Source organism: Mycobacterium gastri, from assembly GCF_002102175.1.
GTDB lineage: Bacteria > Actinomycetota > Actinomycetes > Mycobacteriales > Mycobacteriaceae > Mycobacterium > Mycobacterium gastri.
In genome coordinates, this window is sequence record NZ_LQOX01000119.1 from 1 (window position 1) to 22,393 (window position 22,393).

Annotated in this window: 12 protein-coding genes and 1 pseudogene; 5 read left to right on the top strand and 8 right to left on the bottom strand. The window is 65.9% G+C overall.

Annotation, left to right across the window (positions count from 1 at the left end):
* From AWC07_RS28850 to AWC07_RS17145, 3 genes and pseudogenes are all read right to left on the bottom strand, one after another.
* Positions 1-424: helix-turn-helix domain-containing protein (locus AWC07_RS28850; RefSeq protein WP_244187618.1), on the bottom strand; the 424-nt coding region annotated here is incomplete at its 3' end.
* A pseudogene (locus tag AWC07_RS17140) lies at positions 421-1,005 on the bottom strand (IS607 family transposase). The pseudogene AWC07_RS17140 and the gene AWC07_RS28850, both read right to left, overlap by 4 nt.
* A 151-nt stretch (positions 1,006-1,156) precedes the next feature.
* Entirely contained in the window at positions 1,157-1,861 is a 705-nt protein-coding gene (locus AWC07_RS17145; protein ID WP_036415740.1) for a potassium channel family protein, read from the bottom strand.
* A 152-nt stretch (positions 1,862-2,013) separates the two neighbouring features.
* On the opposite strand from AWC07_RS17145, the gene AWC07_RS17150 reads away from it, so the two are divergent.
* Complete coding sequence (locus AWC07_RS17150) at positions 2,014-3,510, top strand: potassium/proton antiporter (RefSeq protein WP_036415742.1); 1,497 nt, start codon at positions 2,014-2,016, stop codon at positions 3,508-3,510.
* A gap of 210 nt (positions 3,511-3,720) precedes the next feature.
* Here AWC07_RS17150 and mmaA2 read toward each other — a convergent pair whose 3' ends face one another.
* From mmaA2 to AWC07_RS17170, 4 genes are all read right to left on the bottom strand, one after another.
* The gene (gene mmaA2, locus AWC07_RS17155; protein WP_036415729.1) at positions 3,721-4,608 is read right to left on the bottom strand and encodes a cyclopropane mycolic acid synthase MmaA2; all 888 of its coding nucleotides are present in this window, start codon (positions 4,606-4,608) and stop codon (positions 3,721-3,723) included.
* Positions 4,609-4,744: 136 nt separating this feature from the next.
* The gene (locus AWC07_RS17160; RefSeq protein WP_036415731.1) at positions 4,745-6,553 is read right to left on the bottom strand and encodes a serine/threonine protein kinase PknE; all 1,809 of its coding nucleotides are present in this window, start codon (positions 6,551-6,553) and stop codon (positions 4,745-4,747) included.
* 132 nt (positions 6,554-6,685) lie between these two features.
* Entirely contained in the window at positions 6,686-7,426 is a 741-nt protein-coding gene (locus AWC07_RS17165) for a hypothetical protein (protein ID WP_036415733.1), read from the bottom strand.
* A gap of 68 nt (positions 7,427-7,494) precedes the next feature.
* Complete coding sequence (locus AWC07_RS17170) at positions 7,495-9,045, bottom strand: MFS transporter (protein WP_084293610.1); 1,551 nt, start codon at positions 9,043-9,045, stop codon at positions 7,495-7,497.
* Between the two features lie 169 nt (positions 9,046-9,214).
* On the opposite strand from AWC07_RS17170, the gene AWC07_RS17175 reads away from it, so the two are divergent.
* The 3 genes from AWC07_RS17175 (at position 9,215) to AWC07_RS17185 (ending at position 13,476) form a co-directional block, all read left to right on the top strand.
* The gene (locus tag AWC07_RS17175) at positions 9,215-10,078 is read left to right on the top strand and encodes an SCO6745 family protein (RefSeq protein WP_036415735.1); all 864 of its coding nucleotides are present in this window, start codon (positions 9,215-9,217) and stop codon (positions 10,076-10,078) included.
* A 203-nt stretch (positions 10,079-10,281) separates the two neighbouring features.
* Entirely contained in the window at positions 10,282-12,726 is a 2,445-nt protein-coding gene (locus AWC07_RS17180) for a glycogen/starch/alpha-glucan phosphorylase (RefSeq protein ID WP_244187620.1), read from the top strand.
* A 66-nt stretch (positions 12,727-12,792) separates the two neighbouring features.
* The gene (locus AWC07_RS17185) at positions 12,793-13,476 is read left to right on the top strand and encodes a VldE C-terminal domain-containing protein (protein WP_425271256.1); all 684 of its coding nucleotides are present in this window, start codon (positions 12,793-12,795) and stop codon (positions 13,474-13,476) included.
* A gap of 276 nt (positions 13,477-13,752) precedes the next feature.
* On the opposite strand, the gene AWC07_RS17190 is transcribed toward AWC07_RS17185, so the two are convergent.
* Positions 13,753-15,504, bottom strand: a complete 1,752-nt coding sequence (locus AWC07_RS17190; RefSeq protein ID WP_085105163.1) for an AMP-binding protein — start codon at positions 15,502-15,504, stop codon at positions 13,753-13,755.
* Between the two features lie 556 nt (positions 15,505-16,060).
* Here AWC07_RS17190 and pks2 point away from each other — a divergent pair.
* Positions 16,061-22,339, top strand: coding sequence for a sulfolipid-1 biosynthesis phthioceranic/hydroxyphthioceranic acid synthase (gene pks2, locus AWC07_RS17195; protein ID WP_036409444.1), 6,279 nt, complete (start codon positions 16,061-16,063; stop codon positions 22,337-22,339).
* The last annotated feature ends 54 nt before the right edge of the window (positions 22,340-22,393 follow it).

The following is a 22,393-nucleotide window of genomic DNA, read 5'->3' on the forward strand; positions in this document are numbered from 1 at the left end:
ACCACGACAGCACCGGCGTCAGCTGTTGCTCGGCGATCCCGTAGGAACGCTCCGCGCTGCGCTGGTCCAGATTGGCTTTCACCGCGGCCAGCATCGTGTTGAACGCGAACCGCGCACCACCAGCATGCGACTGCAACGCCCTCAGCTGCGCCGACGTCGGGTCCAGCGCGTACTGATACGCCTGCACAACCCACCCCGACGAAACCTCCACCAACTCACCAGTTAAGGCATCGGCGTCAAAGAGCGTGAACAAAACCGACACCGCCTCCACCGCCACCCGATGCGCTTCGAAATCCGCGCCGACGTCCACCCGCGTCGACAACGTCGGCGTGCCATCGCGTTTCGGCTTGCCGCACAACTGCACCCCACCAGTGACCGCGGCCACCTTCGCCGCTTGCGCGCGGGTGCGCATCTGCACAATCATCCCGCCTCACCACCACGATCATGCTTGGTGGCGGTGACCGCGCGCATGGCGCGATTGCGAGCCCCGCGCCGCCCATACAGCCGTGCGCACATACTGGTGAGGACCTCGATCATGTCGCGCACCAGATCCTCGGTCGTCTCCCCATCGTCGACGACCACGATTCGGCGACCCTGCGCCGCCAACACCGCCTGCAAATGCCCAACACCAAAGCGAGCCAAACGGTCCCGATGCTCCACAACGATCACTGTCGCAGACGGGTCCGACAGAATGCGGGCCAACTTCGGGCGTTTCCCATTCAAACCGGACCCAACCTCGCACACCACCTGGCCCACGTCGAGACCTTCGTCCGTGGCCCACCCGGTCAAACGGGCTACCTGCCGATCCAAATCTTGTCGCTGATCATCCGACGAGACCCGCGCATACAACACCACCCGCTGCCGACCCTCGGGCTAGGCGACATCCACCAAAATCGTCCCCGACGCCAACCGCCGATACGGCACCGGCATCCGATCCTCACGCACCCACGCATACGCCGTCTGCGGATGCACACCCACCGACCGCGCCCACGCCGCCAACTTCACACCAACAACCCAAACATACATTCACTCACAAACACATACATTCACGTGCGTTTTGCCGAACAGTTCGCAGGAACCCTACCGAATGGTCCCGACACCACTCGGGCAACCGGGCACGGCGCGTCGCAAGCGTGCGCTGCGCGACGCCGATCCCTCAGGCCGACGGTGGCCAGCCCGGCCTGGTCGAGGCACGTGCGGGTGCGGCGCTGTACATGGCAGCCCACACCGAACGCTCCAGGAAGCTGTCGGCGATGAACAGCATCCCGTCACCGGCCCGGAGGACGTCGTCGGGCTGTGGAACTTTGACCGCGTCACCTCGCAGCACGGTGACCAAAGCGGTGTTGGCCGGTAGGTCCAGCTCGCACACCCGCCTTCCCACCAGCGGATTGTCTTCGGGCAGGGTCAGTTTCGTCAAAGCCGCCCGGCCCTCGCGCAACACCATCATGCGCACCAGGTGACCGACGTCGATGGCGCCCTCGACACCGGCGATCATGGCGCCCGGCGTCGAGACCGCCACGTCGATGCCCCAGGCGCGGCCGAACAGCCACTCGTTGCGCAGGTCGTTGATCCGCGCCACCACCCGGGGCACCCTGAACTCCATTTTGGCCAGCAGACCCACCACCAGATTGGCCTTGTCGTCTCCGGTGGCGGCGATCAGCACGTCGCACGTCTGCACCCCCGCCTCGTGCATCGTCGACAGTTCGCAGGCGTCGGCGTGCAACCAATCCGCGGCGGGAACCGTATGTGGTTCAAAGTTGTTCCGTTGCCGTTCGATCAGCAACACCTTGTGACCGCGATCCAGCAATTCCTGCGCGACCGAACGGCCGACCTTGCCCGCGCCGGCAATCGCGATCCGTATTTTTCCCTTCGCCACCCAGCCATCTTGTCTCATCGGCTGCCAGGCTTCGGACTGTGCGGCCGACAGCGGGCCGCCCCGTACTGATTTACTGGCAGCACGCCACCTTGGGCGCCGAGCTACCGCCGCCGAGATCACATCTGGACGGAAACCAAATGAGCTTGCAGCAGCTGTATCTGGCTTTGTTGATCGGTGGCCTCGTGCTGCTGGCCAGCATTGTGGGCACCCGGTTGGCGACTCGGGTGGGATTTCCCAGCATGCTGCTCTTCCTGCTAGTCGGCGTCGCCGTCGGTGAGGACGGGCTGGGGCTGAAGTTCGACGACGTACAGCTGGCCAGGAACGTGGGTACCGCGGCCCTGGCCCTGATTCTCGTTGAAGGCGGATTGACCACCCGATTCACCGACATCCGCACTGTGCTGGCACCCGCGGCAACATTGGCCACTGTCGGGGTCCTCGTCAGTATGGCCGTTACGGCCGTTGGCGCGCACCTGCTGCTGCGTGTCGACTGGCAGGTGGCCCTGTTGCTCGGCGCCATCGTTTCTTCCACCGACGCCGCAGCGGTGTTCTCGGTCCTACGGGTGCTGCCGTTGCCGCGGCGTGTCGCCGGGCTGCTCGAGGCCGAATCCGGGTTCAACGATGCGCCCGCGGTGATTCTGGTGCTGATGTTCAGTGCGGTGCCCTTCGCCGTCGAGCCCGGGACTGCGATCGCCGATCTGCTGTTCGAGCTCCTCGCCGGCGCCGCGGTGGGGGTGACGATCGGCTACCTGGGTGCCTTCGCGCTGCGACGTATCGCGCTGCCCGCCTCCGGCCTGTACCCGATCGCGATGTTCGGGTTGGGTCTGGTCGCGTTCGCGGCCGCCGGCGCCAGCCACGCCAGCGGATTCATCGCCGCCTATCTGGCCGCGGTGGTGTTGGCCAACTCGGGCCTGCCGCACCGGTCGGCGACCCGGTCGTTCGCCGAGGGCGTCGGCTGGCTGGCGCAGATCGGGCTGTTCGTGTTGCTCGGACTGCTGGTGGACCCTGGCGACGTGGCCCACGACGTGGTGGCCGCGATCGTCGTCGGCCTGCTGTTGCTGCTGATCGCCCGGCCCTTGTCGGTGGTGACATCGCTGGCGGCGTTCCGCATCCCGTGGCATGACCAGGTCTTCCTGTCGTGGGCGGGTCTGCGGGGTGCGGTGCCGATCGTGCTGGCCACCTTTCCGGTCGTCGCGGGCGTCGCGGACAGTTATCGCCTGCTCAACATCGTCTTCATGCTGGTCGTGGTATTCACCCTGGTGCAGGGCCCGAGCCTGCGCCCGATCGCGCATCGGCTGGGACTGATTTCCCGCGAAGCCACCCGCGAGATCCAGGTGGAAGCGGCGCCGCTGGACGTGCTCGACGCGGAACTGCTGACCATGACCGTGCAGCCGCCGTCACGCCTGCACAACGTCACCGTCCTGGAGCTGCGGCTGCCCGACCCCGCCGTGATCACCCTGATCATCCGCAACGGCCACACCTTCGTCCCGCTGCCCGACACGCGGATCGAACGCGGCGACGAACTACTGATCGTCACCACCTCCAACACGCGGGCCGCGGCCGAGGCAAGACTTCGCGCGGTGAGCCGGCGGGGCAAACTGGCCTACTGGTTCGACGAGTACGGCGAACCCGACTGACGCCCCGTCGGCGTCGGCCGCGAAGCCGAACTGAACTCGCCCGCGCGCCACTCAAGCTCACCAGGAAGCACCCCAGCGCTGTCCACCCCTTGACCCCGCCGAGGCCGTTGTTGGCCAGCGCGACGAGCGCGACACCCGCCACACCCGCCAGCGCACCGGCGGCGACCGAACGGGCGCCGATGGCCTGAACCGGCAGGCGGGCCGCAACCCCTACTTCTGCAGGGTGAACTGGTTGACGTCGATGTAGCCGTCGCGGAAGAGCTTGGCGCAGCCGGTCAGGTACTTCATGTACCGCTGGTACACCTCTTCGGACTGGATGGCGACGGCCTCGTCGTGGTGTGCCTCCAGCGCCTGCGCCCACAGGTCCAGGGTCCGCGCGTAGTGCAGCTGCAGCGACTGGCGCCGCGTCAGGGCGAAACCCGCCGCCGCGGACTGCTCCCCCACCATCTCGATCGTCGGCGGATGGCCACCGGGGAAAATCTCGGTCTGGATGAACTTCAGGAAGCGGGCCAACCACAAGGTGAGCGGCAAGCCGGCATCGACCATTTGCTGCATGGTCAGTCCGGTGATGGTGTGCAGCAACATGACGCCGTCAGCGGGCAGGATCTGGTAGGCCCGGGCGAAGAAGTCCGCGTGACGGTCGTGGCCGAAGTGCTCGAAGGCGCCGATGGACACGATCCGGTCGACGGGCTCGTCGAACTGTTCCCAGCCCGCCAGCAACACCGCCCTGCTGCGCGGGTCCCCCGCAAGCGGGCGGTGCCCCCAGTCGAGCTCGTCGAAAGTCTTCTGGACGTGGGCGGCCTGGTTCTTCGACAAGGTCAGGCCGATGACGTTGACGTCGTACTTCTCGATGGCCCGGCGCATGGTGGCGCCCCAGCCGCAGCCCACGTCAAGCAGCGTCATGCCCGGCCGCAGGCCCAGCTTGCCCAAGGACAGGTCGATCTTGGCGATCTGGGCCTCTTCCAGCGTCATATCGTCGCGCTCGAAGTAGGCGCAGCTGTAGGTCTGGGTCGGGTCCAGGAACAGCCGGAAGAAATCGTCGGACAAGTCGTAATGCGCCTGCACGTCGTCGAAATGCGGCGTCAGTTGTCCAGCCATTGGGATTGTTGTGCCTTTCCGGCCCGGAGACCACGTTTATGGTGCCCCCCGAATGCGCACCAATAATCTCCCCCGAGGCGTGCTCGGGAAATGCTAGCCGATTGGGCGTCGCGCCACTAAATCCACGCCGGCCATGTCACCCGATCAGCTTCGTCAGCCAGCTCGAATTCTGCAGGTCCACGGCCTTGGTGCCGTCCCACACGAACGGGGTGCCATTTGCGTTGAACCCGGCCAGGCTCTCGCTGGCGTTGGTGGCCTTCGTTTGGGCGGTGCCGAGGTCCCTGCCTGATTTGATGCAGCTGATCACGGCGGCGTTGGCGCCGACGGTTTGGGCCAGGTGGGCCAGTTCGGCGTCGGTGCGATCGGATGGGGCGCCCTCCTGGGGTTGGAAGTCACTGCCGAACAAGGCGGAATAGAAGTTGGTGTACGTCTTCGGGTCGTTTTGGCCTGCAACACAGTACGAGGCCGCCACCGCACGCGTCGAGTAATTCTTGGTGTGCGATTGGTCGTCGAGAAAGTTGAGCAGGTGATAGCGCACCGCAAGCTTCTTGTCGGCCACTCCGGCGTCGATGTCGCTCGCATACGACCTGATGAAAGCGCCGCACGGTGGACAGATGGGTTCGTTGAAAATGTCGATCGTTTTCGCCGCGGCGGAGCTGCCGACAAATACCCCGTCATCGAGCACCCGGAGTTCAACCGCGTCGGCCGGCGGCGGCGACGCAGGCGCCGGCCGCGGTGCCGACGACCGCCACGGCTGCGCGACAACGATGCCCAGTCCACCGGCGACGGCTACCACGACGGCCAGCGCTACGCCGACCCACAGCCATGGCTTGCCCCTGCCACCGGAAGGCTGGACCGGCGGTTGGCCCCAAGGTGGTGCTCCGATGGTCCCCGGATAACCCGTGCCCCATCCGGTGGCGCCGTTCCATAGTGTGGGCTGCGGTACACCCGTCGGGACCGGCGACCCCGGCGCTGATGGTGCGGGCCACCCGGTGGGCTGTGCTGCGGGCGTCGGCGCCGCGAGACCGCCGGCAGCCTGGCCGACCACCGCGGCCGGCAGCGGGGCTACCTGACTGCGTTGCAAGATGTCGGTGGCCCGATCCTGGTCGGGGGTGGCCAGCGCCGCGTAGGCGGCCGCGGACAGGTCGCCGCAGGTGGCGTATCGGTCGGCCGGATCTTTGGCCATGCCGCGGACAATCACCTGGTCGAAGGCGGCCGGGATGCCGGGCCGTGCGGCGCTGGGCCTCGGGATGGCCTGATTCAGGTGTGCGCCCATGACGCCGAGCTGGTCGCCTCGATACGGCGGTGAGCCGGTCAAGCACTCGTACAGCACGCAGGCCAAGGCATAGATGTCGGCCCGATAGGTGACCTCGGTGTTGCCGAACCGCTCCGGGGCCATGTAGTAGAGGGTGCCCACCGTGTTGCCCAGCTGGGTCAGCTTTTCGTCGGTGGTGGCGCTGGCGATCCCGAAATCGACGAGGTAGGCGAAGTCGTCGCCGCTGACCAAGATGTTTTCCGGCTTCACGTCGCGATGGGTCACTCCGGCAGCGTGCGCGGCATCGAGCGCCGAGCCGATCTGGCGCACTACCGCCACGGCCCGCGGAGGGGTCAGCGGCCCGTAGCGCTTCAACATGGCGGCCAGGTCCTTGCCGTCGATCAGGCGCATGTCCACGTAGAGTTGACCGTCGATTTCGCCGTAGTCGTGAATCGGCACCACGTGTGGTTCGTGCAGCCGCCCGGCGGTCCGGGCTTCGCGTTGCATACGGGTGCGGAAGACCGGATCGCTGGACAGCGCCGGCGACATGAGCTTCAGCGCCACGACGCGCTCGCGCACAGTGTCTTCGGCCTCATAGACGTCGCCCATGGCGCCGCGACCGACCAGACGCCGCAGCCGATACTGACCGAACTGCGAACCCTCGCGCGAATCCGCGGTCGTATCACCCATCGCCGACTCCTCACCCGCCTTCCGCATGCACGACTGAAAGCGCCTGGACGCGGTGACGTGCAGGCATAAGGCTAATGGTTTCGTCATCCGGGAGGCGCGGCGAACAACGAGAATGCCGCCGCGACAGCGAATCTATCCGGGATCGACCCGCAGCCCGTCTAGCTGTATCGACACCAGGGTCGGAGCGGGCAGCGAGCGATTGCCGGGGCCGATCGGGTAGACCCGCCGGCGCGTCTGGAAAACCAGCCCGCCGGCGTGAACCGGCTCGGCGCAGTAGTGCGCGGCCCGCGCCCAGCGGCCCACCACTTCGGCGACGTAGTCATGTCGACGCAGCCGACCGCTGGCATCGAAATAGAAACTCTGCCGCGGCGAGTGGGTAGGGCTGTGCGGCGGGAACGTCGCGTTCAGCCGCCGCCAGGTCTCGCCGCCCTGCTGCCATGTCCCAGCCTCGTCGACTTCGACGCCGTCGCGCGTCAACAGGTAGGGGGTGGTGAGGTAATTCCACATGGCATAGCCGGCGAAATAGACCGAATCCAGCGGATCCCACCGGAAGTTCCGCCGCAGGCCCGAGCGACCGAAAAACGCCGGCCGGGGGTTTGCCCGTGAGCTGATGACGTGGCCGTCGTGACTCTCGATCCGCACCGTCCCGTTGTCGAAGACCCCACGCTGCCCATCACCCGGGAACGGGTCCAGGACCGTTCGAGCCTCCTGGACGTCGACCGTGATGCGGTAGTCCGCGAACCTGTTGCCCGGGACCCGTGTTCGGACCAACAGCCCGCCGCTGCGTACCTGCGCATGGATTCTGGCGGCGGTTCGCCATCGCTGCAGCCCGCCGTGGGCCTCCAGCGCCTCATCCAGCAGGGTGCTCGTCATTGCCACGTCCTCGGTCCAGGTTGATCAGTGCTCATCGAGGTAATCGAACACCAATAGCTGCTTCAGCGTCAGGGTCGTTCTGGGAGCCCATCGTGCGGATCATCGTCGCGCGCCGGCGGTGTGGCCGCACGCTGACCGTCCCGAGCATCCGCCGGTCCTTCGTCCTGCTCGGCGTCGGCCACCGTCAGCGGCAACGCCAGTTCTTCCAGCGGGCGCCGTTCGGCCGCCACCCCAAGCCACAGTTCGACCAGGCCGGCCGCGGCCATCACCGCGGCGCCGATGAGGAACGACCAGAACACCTGGCTGCGCTGGCCGGAGTTGATCAACTGACCGAACAACAATGGACCGCTGATGCCGCCGATCGCGGTGCCGACCGCGTAGAAAAACGCGATCGCCAGCGCGCGTGTCTCCATCGGGAAGATCTCGCTGACGGTCAGGTAAGCCGCGCTGGCCCCCGCCGAGGCCAGGAAGAATGCCACCGCCAGCACGACGATGAATGTCCAGACACCGCCGGTCCGAGTCACGAACAGCGCCGCGAGCACCACGGCCACCACCGCCGACCCGATGTAGGAGAAAGTGATCATGGGTTTGCGGCCGACCGTGTCGAACAGCCGCCCGAGCACCACCGGGCCGACGAAATTACTGAGCGCCCACACGATGAAGAACACCGGAACGTGTCCGGACGCGACCCCGTAGAAACCGCTCAACAGCGTGCCCAGGTTGAACGTCACGCCGTTGTAGAGAAACGCCTGCCCGATGAACAGCGCCAAGCCGAGGATCGCGCGCCGCGGATAGAGCGTAAACGCCACCCTGGCAATCTCCCAGAACGAAATCGTATGGCGTTGACGTATTCTGAGCGGTCTCCCGGGCGGCTCGGGCAGCCGCTGGCCGGTATCCCGCTCCACTTCCTCCTCGATTTCCCCGACGATCCGCTCGGCTTCGTGCTCGCGCCCGTGAATGAACAACCATCGGGGGCTTTCGGGAACGTTTCGCCGGACCAGCAGAACGAAGATGCCGAAGATAGCCCCCACACCGAAGGCAAGTCGCCAGCCGATGTTCGCCGGGAAGTGCGATGTGTCCAACAGGACCAAAGCGCCGGCCGCTCCGGCAGCCGAGCCCAGCCAATAGGTCCCGTTGATCACCAAATCCACCCGACCGCGCACCCGGGCCGGGATCAACTCGTCGATCGCGGAATTGATGGCGGCATACTCGCCGCCTATCCCCGAGCCGGTGAAAAAGCGGGTGAGGAAGAAATACCACGGCGCAAAGGCGAAAGCCGTTGCGACGGTGGCGATCAAGTACACCGCGAGGGTCATTAGAAACAGGTTGCGCCGGCCGAACCGGTCGGTCAGGTGACCGAAGAACAACGCGCCCAGGCAGGCTCCGGCGATATAGAACGACGCCGCCAAGCCGATGTCCGCGGCGTTGAGCTCGATACCGCTACCGTGCTCGGTCAGGCGTGACGACACGTTGCCGACCATCGTGACTTCGAGCCCGTCAAGAATCCACACGCCGCCCAGCCCGACGACGACGCGCCAGTGAAACCGCCCCCAGGGCAGCCGGTCCAGGCGTGCCGGTACCTGGGTGGTGATGGTTCCGGTTTGCGCGCTCGCACTCATGGCTGACTCCGTTCTGGGTAGGCAGCGACTGGCCCCACTACCGCGCCTGGGGATGCCGACAGGCGTGCCGGCACCGAACACCGTCCGCGACCCTAGCCAACTCACCGGCAAGACCCGTACTCGGCCGGGCCCGCGCCGGTATCCCCAAACCGAGTGGTTAGCTTCAGCAATGCAACGCCAACCTGAGCTTGCCCGTCATCTCTACGATCGCTTCGAGCCGGTCCACGCCGTGACGTACTTCGCGCCGGAGGCGCGTGCGGCCCTGACAAATCTCGGTTACCGCGGGTTTTGGATGGGTTACTTCGCTGCTCGGTCGGCCCCGCTGGGCCAGGTGCCACCCGAAGTCGTGACCGCGGTGTTCTACAACTTCGCCCTTGCGCGGGTGACGAAGGCGCTACCGACGGCGTGGGAAATCGCGGGGCCGCACCTTGCGTTGCGGGCCCGCGCCGAGTCGGCGGTGGCGGCGCTGCGGCGATACGGCCTCACCGACGACGACGAAAACGTCCGCACCGCAGCCCGATTAGCGGGAAACGCTGCGCGCCGGGCGCGGGTCGACGGAAGACCACTGTTCGCCGCCAACCGCGCCTTGCCCTGGCCGCAAGAACCGGTTGCCGCGCTCTGGCATGCGACAACGTTGCTGCGCGAGCACCGCGGCGACGGTCATGTAGCGGTGCTGGTTACCGCCGGCATCTCCGGGCGAGAGTCCAACGTGTTGCACTGCGCGGCCGACGCGGTGCCCCGCGACCACATCATGCAGACCCGCCACTACGACGACGCCGAGTGGCGTGCATGCCAGCAGAGCCTGATTCACCGCGGTCTGCTCGACGACGATGGTTCCCTGACCCCAGCCGGACGCGATGTGAAGAACCACATCGAGGCCACCACCGACGCGCTGGCGCTGCACGCGTACGACGCGCTGGACGACAGCGAGCTCGAGGCGTTACTGCAGGCACTGACCCCGATCGCGCAGACGGTGATTGACGGCGGTGACATGCCGGCCGTCACCCCGATGAGACTGCGACGGGATTTCTAAAGCGTGGGCCGCCGTCCTGCGTGAAAAGACAGCCAACTGCCGCCGCATCGGGTACCACTGCGGTGCGATACTCGCACCCACCACCCGGCTGAAATCTAGGGAACGCGAACATGAGCGATGTCATTCGACCTTCGGCCCACCCGTTGACGACAGCCTCCCCTGCGGAGGGGGCATCCACCAGCGTCGAGGATGTCCGCACCGGGATGAGTTCGGAGGCTCTTCGTCAGGCCATCGAAGACCACCTGCGCTACTCACTCGGTCGTCCGGCCACCCTGTTGCAGCCGAAGCATTACTACCGCGCCTTGGCACTGGCCGTGCGCGACCGGATGCAGCAGCGGTGGATCGAGACCACCCAGACCTATCTCGACCTTTCCCGCAAGGTGGCGTGTTATCTGTCGGCGGAGTTCCTGCTCGGCCCGCACTTGGGCAACAACCTGCTCAACCTGCAACTCGAGGACCAGGCCCGCACCGCGTTGGCGGCGCTGGGCCAAGACCTCGACGAGGTGCTGGCCTGCGAGGAGGAGCCCGGCCTGGGCAACGGCGGACTGGGCCGGCTGGCGGCCTGCTACCTGGACTCGCTGGCCACTCTGGAGCGTCCGGCCATCGGTTATGGCATCCGCTACGAGTTCGGCATCTTCGACCAGGAGATCCACGACGGCTGGCAGCTGGAGAAGACCGACAACTGGCTGGCCGACGGCAATCCGTGGGAGATCGCCAAGCCCGAACTGAGCTATCAGGTCGGCTGGGGCGGCCACACCGAGTCCTACACCGACGAGCGGGGCAGGTACCGGGTGCGCTGGGTCCCGCAACGCGCGGCCAAGGGCGTCTACTACGGCACGCCCATCCAGGGTTACGGCGTTAACACCTGCAACACCCTCACGCTGTGGAGCGCCCGCGCCATCCAGTCGCTGGCCCTGGACGCATTCAACGCCGGCGACTACTACCGGGCCGTGGATGACCAGGTGGTGTCCGAAACCCTCACCAAGGTGCTCTACCCCAACGATCAGCCGGAAGTCGGCAAGCAACTGCGGCTGGCCCAGCAGTATTTCTTCGTGTCCTGCTCGCTGCAGGACATGCTGCACCTGCTCGAAGATTTCGCCGGCCTGCCGGTACGGGAGCTCTCGAACCGGGTGGCGATACAACTCAACGACACCCACCCCTCGATCGCCGTCGCCGAGCTGATGCGGCTGCTCGTCGACGAGCGCGACCTCGACTGGGACGAGGCGTGGCAGATCACCGTGGCTTCGCTGGGCTACACCAACCACACCCTGCTGCCCGAAGCTCTCGAAACCTGGCCGCTGTCAATGTTTCAGCGGTTCTTGCCGCGCCACCTCGAGATCATCTACGAGATCAACCGCCGCTTCCTCGACCAGGTGCGCGCCCGGTTTCCCGGTGACGAGGACCGGGTCCGGCGGATGTCGCTGATCGACGAGGACGGCGACCAGCGGATTCGGATGGCGCACCTGGCCACCGTCGGCAGCCATGCCGTCAACGGTGTCGCGGCATTGCACTCCGAGCTATTGAAAACGACTGTGCTCAAAGACTTCTACGAGATGTGGCCGGAGCGGTTCAGCAACAAGACAAATGGGGCCACACCGCGCCGGTTCGTCGCCCTGGCCAATCCCGGCTTGCGCAGGCTGCTCGATCAGCGGCTCGGCGAGGGGTGGTTGCGCGACTTGGACCGATTGCGTGAGCTGGCTGACCTGGCCGGTGATCCCGAATTGCAGCAACAGTGGCGCGCCGTCAAGCGGGAGAACAAGGCGCGGCTGTCGGACTATGTCCGAGCTCACACCGGTATCGCGCTGGATCCGGAGTGGCTTTTCGACATCCAGGTCAAGCGCATTCACGAATACAAGCGCCAACACCTCAACCTGCTGCACATCGTCACCGCCTACCACCGCCTCAAGCAGCGGCCGGACCTTGAAATAGCGCCGCGCGCATACATTTTCGGCGGCAAAGCGGCGCCCGGTTACACGATGGCAAAGCTCATCATCAAATTGGTCAACTCCGTTGCGGAAACGGTCAACGCGGATCCGGACGTCAACGACCGCATGAAGGTTGCGTTCATCCCGAACTTCAACGTGCAGAACGCGCAATTGATCTATCCGGCAGCAGATCTCTCGGAGCAGATCTCTACCGCCGGCAAGGAGGCGTCCGGCACCGGAAACATGAAATTCATGATGAACGGGGCGCTGACCATCGGCACCCTCGACGGGGCCAACGTCGAGATCCGCGAGCAGGTCGGCGCGGAGAACTTCTTCCTCTTCGGGCTGACCGTCCAAGAGGTGCAACGGGTGCTCGGTCAAGGCTATCGGCCCAGGGACTACATCGCCGAAAGCGACGAGCTCACAGCAGTTCTCGGCCTGATCGCCGACGGCCGGTTCTCGCGCGGCGACACCGCGGTGTTCGCCCCGCTGATCGCCGACCTTACCGACCACGATCCGTTCCTGGTCATCGCCGACTACGCCGACTATCTGCGCGCCCAGCAGGAGGTCGACGCCACCTGGCGGGACACCGGAAGCTGGACCCGCAAATCCATCCTCAACTCGGCGCACAGCGGAAAGTTCTCCTCGGACCGGGCGATCGCCGAGTACTGCGACGACATCTGGAACATCACGCCGGTGCCGATCGGATCCCCGAACGACTAGCCAGGTGGGGACTCGTGCAACAAAAAGATCAATAGGACTGCCACATGCGTCGCACACGCCACTAGAGTGCTGTGCGTGGGCACCGCCGTGTTAGCCAACGGGCGAGGTCGCTGGTTGGCAATCGCGGCCTCACTCGCCGTCTCTGCCGGCATGATCTACGCCCAAAGCAAAGGCACCGAGCGGCCGTGCTGCGTCCAGGCCCCGGCAGCAACCCCGACAAGTACCGCAGCCGCGCCGCCCAGCGCAGCGCCCACCGCCAGTCCGGCGGAGGTGGACATGTTGGCGGCGGCCGCACCCGTCGCCGGCCAAGACTTCCAAATGGCGTTACCTGCCGGCGCCGCGTCCGAGCAGGGGCTGCAGATCAAGACCATCTGGGCGGCCCGCGCCATCAGCGTGCTCTTTCCCCAGATCAGCGCCATCTACGGGTTTCGGCAGGATCCCCTGAAGTGGCATCCCAACGGGTTGGCGATCGACGTGATGATCCCCGACCACAGCTCCCCCGCCGGTATCGAGCTCGGCAACCAGATCGCCGGGTATGCCCTGGCCAACGCCAAACGCTGGGGCGTGCTCCATGTGATCTGGCGGCAGAAGCTCTACCCGGGCATCGGCGCCCCGAGCTGGACGGCGGACTACGGCTCCGAAACCCTCAACCACTACGACCACGTTCATATCGCCACCGACGGCGGCGGATACCCCACCGGGCAGGAAAGCTACTTCATCGGATCCATGCGGCCGCTGCCGCCACAGTGATCAGCTGATCGGTGCTAGACCGAAGTTACGCCGGCCCCGGACTTCTGCGAAGTCCGCCGAGCGGCGTCGGTCCGACACGTCGACACCGATTACGACGTGCTGCTGATATCGGGAGCACTACCACTTCGTGCCCGTCAGGAGTCGCGAACGTCGACTGGTGTCGACTGGTAATGAAGGTGTCCCAGGAGGCGTCGTGAGATTCACTCTCGCCGCCGGAACGTCGCGCTGCCGTCGATCTCAGCGAACGTCTGACCCAAACTAGCGAGCGCGAAAGAACTAAGCGTCTAGGCGGGTGAACTCATCGTGGCGATACAGCTCGACACATTGCGCTCGTCTGATCTTGCCGCTTGTCGTTATCGGAATCGAGCCGGGCGAGACCAGAACCAGATCCGCCACGCTCAGGCCGTGCGACTTCGAAATTGCCGACGTCACTTCACGTTTGACGACCTGCAACCTGTCAGCCAAATCCTCGTCCGTACCGGGACGCTTCTTGAGCTCGATGATTGCGACCAGCTTCTCAGCGCCACGGTCCGGAACCGATATTGCCGCGCATCGACCCGGAGTGACCTCCTGGATCGTCGCCTCGATGTCGTCTGGCGAGTGGTTGCGGCCGTACACGATCAAGAGGTCTTTGATACGGCCGATGATGAACAACTCTCCGTCGAAGAAGAAGCCGGAATCACCAGTTCTGAGCCAGGGACCTTCCGGGGTGTCGGCCGAAGGGTTGACAATGCGCGCCCGGAAGGTGCACTCGGACTCGACAGGCTTCTGCCAATAGCCGGCACCCACGTTGGGTCCGTGCAGCCAGATCTCACCGACCGCTCTCTCCGGGCACTCGACAGCGGTATCGGGGTCGACGACTCGCACCGTCATTTGCCGCGGGCTGCCATAGCTCACCAGCCCGGTACCGGTTCCGGATGCGCACAGCTCCGCCTCACCTGCGGGCAGTTTCGCGGAATCGAAATACGCGACTTTCGGCGGTTCGCCCGGTTCACGAGTCGCGATATAGACCGTTGCCTCGGCCATCCCATATGACGGCCGGACCGCGGCGGGATCAAGGTTGAATTTTGCGAACCGGTCGGTGAAGCGCTTCACGGTGACGGGCTGCACCCGCTCACTGCCGCTGAGGACATGCAGCACTTCCCCGAGATCAAAACCGGCCATATCATCGTCGGACGTCTTGCGCGCTACCAGGTCGAATGCGAAATTTGGCGCTGCCGTGAACACCCGGCCACTACTTGCCATCAATTGCATCCACCGAGCCGGTCTCTGCAAAAACCCCGCCGGACTCGTCAAGACCACGGGAATGCCCGCAAGAATGGGAATGATAATTCCGACAAAGAAACCCATATCGTGGTAAAACGGCAGCCAGGACACCACACCGCTGCCGGGCGGGGGAACCTTCCCGTACTTTCCGTAGTAGCCGTCCATGATCTGCCCGAAATTGATGAACAAATTCTTATTCGAGACCACAACCCCGGCCGGCGTGCGGGTGGACCCGGAGGTGTATTGCAAATACAGCGCATCCGGCACCTCTGCGCTACGAGATCCCGGCCGGACCGACGACGCCGGCCGAGAGTCAAGATCCAGTAGATCGATTTCGACAACGGCGGGCGCAGATTGTCCGGGTTGCGGCTTCGCGTAACCGGAGACATGGTCGCTCACCGCGGAAGTCGTCAGGATGACCGAGGGCGACGTATCAGCCAGCACGGAAGTGGTGCGCTCATCATGAACGCCGGAATAAGGAACCGAAAGCGGAACGGCGGTCAGCCCGGCCTCCAGCGCCCCGAGAAAGCCGGCAATGTAGTCAAGGCTCTGCGGCGCAAGTATCACTGCCCGATCGCCAAGCGATCCGCATTGCCTGAGGAGCTGACCTACGTTGAGCATGCGGCGATACAGCTGCGCCCACGTCAGCGTCTCCGGGACACCTTCCCAATCCTGCTCGTAATCAATGAATGTCATCGCTGTGTCGTTGGGCTGCAAGCTCGCACGCTCGCGCAGCACAGCGGGAATCGAAGACTCAACCACGGGCCTCACACTACCTCGGATGCGCCTGGCTGGTGCCAAATCCGCTCGTCACAGGGGTACCACGCGGATTATCCGCCCGCCGGGCCGACCACACGGATCCGGCCGGCTCGGGGCCGACGTGACAGTCAGGCCCTGACATCTGGCACCTCCGGGGCGCCCGCGTTGTGTGCGACTTGCTTGCAACACGCGGCGGTCCGCCTCGGCATGCCTCGGCATGCCGAGGTATTGGGCGCATATATACCGCATATATAGTCGTCAACCGGGTGGCGCTGGCGGCGAGCCGAGCAAAGCGCCCGCATATCGCTTTTTACGGACATCCGGCGACACCCTTAAGCCGTCGACCTGCTCTTTCAGCCTTATTCGACAGATTTTTTTGTACGTACGCACAGTTTTCCCACATTGGTGAAGCTGAGGGGCTACGCTGCTTTTCACCTGACTAGTTGGGTCGGATGCGATCAGGGGGATCACGGCGCGGCGCGCGATGCGCCGGCATCGACAGCCCGGATCGACATTCGGCGAAGTCTCCTTAAGACAGGGGGAAGAAGAGGTGACGGCGGTGAACGAACCAGGTGTGACCCCGGTGGCTGTGATCGGGATGGCATGTCGGCTTCCCGGCGGAATCGACTCCCCGACAACGCTGTGGGAGGCGTTGTTACGGGGAGACGACACGGTCACCGAGGTTCCCGCCGACCGCTGGGACGCCGACGAGTACTACGACCCCGAACCGGGCGTGCCCGGCCGGACCGTCTGCAAGTGGGGTTCCTTCCTGGACAACGTCGGCGACTTCGATCCCGAGTTCTTCGGGATCACCGAAAAAGAAGCAACGGCGGTCGATCCGCAGCACCGCTTGCTTCTGGAAACCGCCTGGGAGGCGATGGAACACGCCGGGCTGACACCGGAAAAGATGGCCGAGTCGCTAACCGGCGTCTTCGTCGGTCTCAATCACGGCGACTACCAGTTCGTGCACATTGACGCGGAGGCCTTCGACGGGCCTTACGGCAACACTGGAACCAATTCCTGCTTTGCGTCGGGGCGGATTTCCTATGCGCTGCGGTTGCACGGGCCCGCGGTCACAGTGGACACCGCATGCTCGTCCAGCATGTTCGCAACCCACCTGGCCTGCCGCAGCCTCATCGACGGCGAAAGCGATCTGGCCTTCGCGGCAGGCGTCTACGTGATGATGGAACCGCGCAGGTTCGCCTCGGCGTCCGCGCAGAATATGTTGTCGCCCACCGGACATTGCCACGCATTCGACGCCGCGGCGGACGGGTTCGTGTCCGGCGAGGGCTCGGTGGTGCTGTTGCTCAAGCGGTTACCGGACGCACTGCGCGACGGCGATCGGGTCCTGGCCGTCGTGCGCGGAACCGCCGCCAACCAGGACGGCCACACGGTAAGCATCGCGACGCCGTCGGGACACGCGCAGTCCATGGTGTACCGCGCGGCGCTGGCCGCGGCGGGCGTGGAGCCGCACAGCGTCGGCTTGGTCGAGGCGCACGGCACCGGCACCCCGGTGGGCGACCCCATCGAATACGAGAGTCTGGCCGAGGTATACGGCATCGACCGGCCCTGCGCGCTGACATCGGCAAAGCCCAATTTCGGACACACCCAAGCGGCCGCCGGGGCGCTCGGGCTGATGAAGGCCATTCTCGCCCTGCAGCACGGGGTGATCCCGCGGAACCTGCACTTCACCCGCCTGCCCGACGATATGGCCCGAATCGAAACCAAACTCTTTGTGCCGCAAGAAATCACGCCGTGGCCAACAAACGGTGAGCAGGTACGGCGGGCGGCGGTGTCGGCGTACGGGATATCCGGGACGAACGTGCACGCCATCCTCGAGCAGGCGCCCGAACTCACAGCGCCCGACGACGTGCCGGCCACCCCGGCTGCAGGCGAGCTGATCTTCCCGTTGTCCGCGACGTCAGCCGACGCACTGCGGCAGACCGCGGGGCGGCTCGCGGACTGGGTCGATGCGCAGGCCCCGGAATGGTCGGCGTCGGATCTGGCCTACACCCTGGCCCGTCGGCGCAGTCATCGACCCGTCCGGACGTCGGTGCTGGCCAGCAGCGCGGCGGAACTCTCCGCGGCCTTGCGCGAGATTGCCGACGACGAGACCCCCTACCAAGCCGCTGTCGGACAGGACGACCGAGGCCCGGTATGGGTGTTCTCCGGCCAAGGCTCGCAGTGGGCGGCGATGGGCGCCGACCTGCTCGCCAACGAACCGGTATTCGCCGCGACCATCGCGGAGCTGGAGCCGTTGATCGCGCGGGAGTCCGGATTCTCGGTGACCGAAGCGATGACCGCACCGGAGACCGTGACCGGGATCGACCGCGTGCAGCCAACGCTGTTCGCCATGCAGGTGGCGCTGGCCGCCACCATGAAGTCCTACGGGGTCCGCCCCGGCGCGGTCATCGGGCACTCCCTCGGAGAATCGGCGGCGGCCGTCGCGGCGGGCGCGCTGTCACTGCAAGACGGGGCGAAGGTCATCTGCCGCCGCTCCCGGCTGATGACGCGCATCTCCGGTTCCGGAGCCATGGCATCGGTGGAACTGCCTGCCCAGCAAGTGCTTTCGGAACTGATGGCCCGCGGCGTCAACGACGTCGTGGTCGCGGTCGTGGCTTCGCCGCAGTCGACGGTGATCGGCGGCGCCACCGAGGCCGTTCGCGAACTCGTCGCGGCGTGGGAGCAGCGCGAGGTGATGGCCCGTGAGGTGGCCGTCGACGTCGCATCGCACTCCCCGCAGGTGGATCCGATCCTCGACAACCTGTACGAGATACTGGCCGACCTTGAGCCGCTGACACCGGAGGTCCCCTACTATTCCGCGACGCTGTTCGACCCGCGCGAGGAGCCGTACTGCGATGCCAACTACTGGGTGGACAACCTGCGTCACACGGTGCGCTTCGGCGCGGCGGTGCAGGCGGCGCTCGAGGACGGCTACCGGGTCTTCACCGAACTGGCGCCGCATCCCCTGCTGACCCGCGCCGTCGAAAAGACGGCTGAGAGCCTCGACATACCGGTTGCGGCATTGGCCGGCATGCGGCGCGAGCAGCCGCTGCCGCACGGGCTGCGCCCCCTGCTGGCGGATCTGCACAGCGCGGGCGCCGCGGTGGACTTCTCCGTTTTCTATCCGGCCGGGCGGCTGGTGGAAGCGCCGCTGCCGATGTGGACGCACCGATCGTTGCTGTTGAACCGCGCGGGTCACGACTACCAGGGCCAAGGCGGCTCGTCGGTGGTCGTGCACCCGCTGCTGGGTGCGCATGTGCGGCTGCCGGAGGAACCGGAGCGGCATGTGTGGCAGACCGACGTCGGCACCGAGGAGCTGCCTTGGTTGGCTGATCACCAAATCCACAGTGCCCCAGCACTTCCGGGAGCTGCGTATTGTGAGATGGCGCTGGCGGCTGCCCGCACCATCCTCGGCGAGGCGTCCGAAGTCCGCGATATGCGCTTCGAGCAGATGCTGCTGCTGGACGAGGAAACCCCATTGTCGGTGGTCGGATCGGTGAAATCGCCCGGTGTCGTCGACTTCGTGGTGGAGACCTTCCAGGAGGGCGGGTCCATTCGGCGCGGCGCGGCGGTGCTGCACGTCGCCGAAGACGAGGACCAGCCGCCCGCCTACGACATCCCCGGCTTGTTGGCCGGCCACCTGCGCACCGAGGAGGGGTCCGAACTACGGGAACGGTTCGACGAGCACGGCGTGCAATATGGTCCGGCCTTCACCGGACTGGGCGCGGCGCACATCGCGGACGGGGCCGTCAGCACGGTGCTGGCCGAGGTCTCGCTGCCCGGCGCGATGCGATCCCAGCAGCGGGCTTATGCGATCCACCCCGCCCTGTTGGATGCCTGTTTCCAGGCCGTCGGCGCTCACCCCGACGTCCAGGTCGCGGGCAACGGCGGTCTGATGCTGCCACTGGGTGTAGGCCGGATCCGTGCCTACGCCTCCACTCGCAATGCCCACTACTGCTATGCGCGGGTGACAAACGTCGACGCGGCCGGGGTCGACGCGGACCTCGATGTGCTCGACGAGCACGGGACCGTGCTGGTGGCCGTGCGTGGGTTACGGCTCGGCACGGGGGTTTCCGAGCAAGGCAACCGGGATCGCGTACTCGGCGAGCGGCTGCTGACCATCGAATGGCAACAACGTGAGCTGCCCGAACTGGACCTCGCCGACGCCGGAACGTGGCTGCTGATCAGCACCACCGACGTTGCGGACCTATTGGCGACCGAGTTGACCGACACGTTGAAGTCGCACGGCGCACAGTGCGCAACGGTGAGCTGGCCGGAACACGCCGACCATGTCGGCAGCGCCGAACGGCTGCGAAACCAGCTCAATGCCGGCGGTTTTCACCATGTGGTCATCCTGACCGTGCCGGACAACGGCGGCCGCGACGAGAAGAGCGCAGTCCGCGGTGTCGAGCGCGTCCGGCACCTGGTGCGCATCATCCGCGAGCTACCGGAAATCATGGGCGAGGCGCCCCGATTGTATGTGGTGACCCGTAACGCGCAGACCGTGCTCGCCGCCGACAGCCCCAACCTCGAGCAGGCCGGGCTGCGAGGTCTGCTGCGGGTAATCGGTGCCGAGCATCCACACCTGCACACCACCCACATCGATGTCGACGAGCACACTCAGGCCGAGCACATCGCGCGCCACCTGCTGTCCGGCTCGGAAGAAGACGAGACCGCCTGGCGAAACGACGAATGGCACACCGCGCGCCTGTCGCCCGTGCCGTTGCGTCCCGAAGAGCGCAAGACGACTGTGGTGAATCACGAATGCGATGGCATGCGCTTGCAGATCCGTACCCCGGGTGATCTGCAGACCATGGAATTCGTCGCCTTCGACCGGATTACGCCGGGGCCCGGCGAGATTGAAGTCGCCGTCACCGCGTCCAGCATCAACTTCGCCGATGTCCTGGTCACGTTCGGTCGATACAACTCCCCAGACGGCCGGATGCCGGAGCTGGGCACCGATTTCGCGGGCGTGGTCACTGCCGTCGGGCCCGACGTCACGACGCACCAGGTCGGTGATCACGTCGGCGGCATGTCACCCCACGGCTGCTGGGCGACGTTTGTCACCTGCGACGCGAACCTGGCGACACCGATCCCGCAGGGCCTGACCGACGCCCAGGCCGCGGCCGTGACCACCGCGCACGCCACCGCCTGGTACGGGCTGCACGACCTGGCCCGGATCAAAGCCGGTGACAAGGTGCTCATCCACTCCGGAACCGGCGGGGTCGGCCAGGCCGCGATTGCGATCGCCCGCGCGGCGGGAGCCGAGATCTACGCGACCGCGGGCAGTCCGAAACGCCGGCAATTGTTGCGCGACATGGGGATTGACCACGTCTATGACTCGCGCAGCATCGACTTCGCCGAGCAGATCCGCCGCGACACCGACGGCTACGGCGTCGACATCGTGCTCAACTCGCTGACCGGCGCGGCCCAGCGCGCCGGGTTGGAATTGCTTTCGTGGGGTGGGCGTTTCGTCGAGATCGGCAAGCGTGACATCTACGGCGACACCAAGATGGGCCTCTTCCCGTTCCGGCGCAACCTGTCGTTCTACGGTGTCGATCTGGGGATGATGTCGCTCACTCATCCGCAGTACATCCGCGAGCTGTTGAGCACGGTGTACCGGCTGACCGCCGACGGCACGCTGCCGATGCCCGACAGCACGCACTACCCGTTGGCCGATGCTGCCACCGCGATCCGGGTTATGGGTGCCGCCGACCACACCGGCAAGCTCATCCTCGATATCCCGCGTGCCGGGAGCAGCAGTGTGGTGTTGCCGCCGCAGCAGGTGCCCGTCTTCCGCGGCGACGGCTCCTACATCATCACCGGTGGCCTGGGTGGCCTGGGGCTCTTCCTGGCCGAGAAGATGGCCACCGCCGGCGCCGGGCGAATCGTACTCAGCTCCCGGTCCGCTCCCAGCCAAAAGGCGTTGGAGACAATCGAACTCATCCGCTCGATCGGATCCGATGTCGTGGTGGAGTGCGCCGATATCGCCCAGGCCGGCGCCGCGGAGCGGCTGGTGGCCAACGCCACGGCCACCGGACTGCCGTTGCGCGGTGTGCTCCACGCGGCTGCCGTGGTCGAGGACGCCACCCTGACCAACATCAGCGACGAGTTGCTCGACCGGGACTGGGCGCCCAAGGTGTACGGCGCCTGGCATCTGCACCAGGCCACCGTCGGTCAGCCGCTGGACTGGTTCTGCTCGTTCTCGTCGGCGGCGGCCATGCTGGGCTCGCCGGGCCAGGGCGCCTATGCCGCGGCCAACAGCTGGTTGGATGCCTTCACCCATTGGCGACAGTTGCAAGGTCTGCCGGCCACCTCGATCGCCTGGGGTGCCTGGGCCGAGATCGGACGCGCCATCGCGCTGGCGGAGAGCACCGATGCCGCGATCGCTCCGGAGGAAGGCGCCTACGCGTTCGAGGCGATGCTCCGCCACGACCGCGCCTACACCGGCTACTCCCCGACCGTCGGAGTGCCGTGGCTGGCCGCTTTCGCGGAGCGGAGCAAGTTCGCCGAGGCGTTCAAGGCATCGGAGCAAGGACGTTCGGGTTCAAGCAAATTCCGCAACGAGCTGGCTTCGGTGCCGGTGGACGAATGGCCGGGCCTGCTGCGGCGTCTGGTCTCCGAGCAGGTCAGCCTGATCCTGCGGCGCACCATCGATCCGGACCGTCAACTCTCCGAGTACGGACTGGACTCGCTGGGCAACCTGGAGCTGCGCACCCGTGTCCAGTCCGAAACGGGGATACGGATCAGCTCCACCGACATCACCACGGTGCGGGGTTTGGCCGACCACCTGTTTACTCAGTTGGCCCCGGAAGAAGCCACCACGTCCTCCTGATGGCCGCTGGGAACGGTTGCCGCTCAGGGCGGCTCGCGGTACGAGGCGGATAAG

Coding starts and splice junctions, on each gene's coding strand:
- AWC07_RS17150 (WP_036415742.1), top strand. CDS start 2,014: ATGAGCTTGCAGCAGCTGTATCTGGCTTTGTTGATCGGTGGCCTCGTG.
- mmaA2 (WP_036415729.1), bottom strand. CDS start 4,608: ATGGCTGGACAACTGACGCCGCATTTCGACGACGTGCAGGCGCATTAC.
- AWC07_RS17160 (WP_036415731.1), bottom strand. CDS start 6,553: ATGGGTGATACGACCGCGGATTCGCGCGAGGGTTCGCAGTTCGGTCAG.
- AWC07_RS17165 (WP_036415733.1), bottom strand. CDS start 7,426: ATGACGAGCACCCTGCTGGATGAGGCGCTGGAGGCCCACGGCGGGCTG.
- AWC07_RS17170 (WP_084293610.1), bottom strand. CDS start 9,045: ATGAGTGCGAGCGCGCAAACCGGAACCATCACCACCCAGGTACCGGCA.
- AWC07_RS17175 (WP_036415735.1), top strand. CDS start 9,215: ATGCAACGCCAACCTGAGCTTGCCCGTCATCTCTACGATCGCTTCGAG.
- AWC07_RS17180 (WP_244187620.1), top strand. CDS start 10,282: ATGAGTTCGGAGGCTCTTCGTCAGGCCATCGAAGACCACCTGCGCTAC.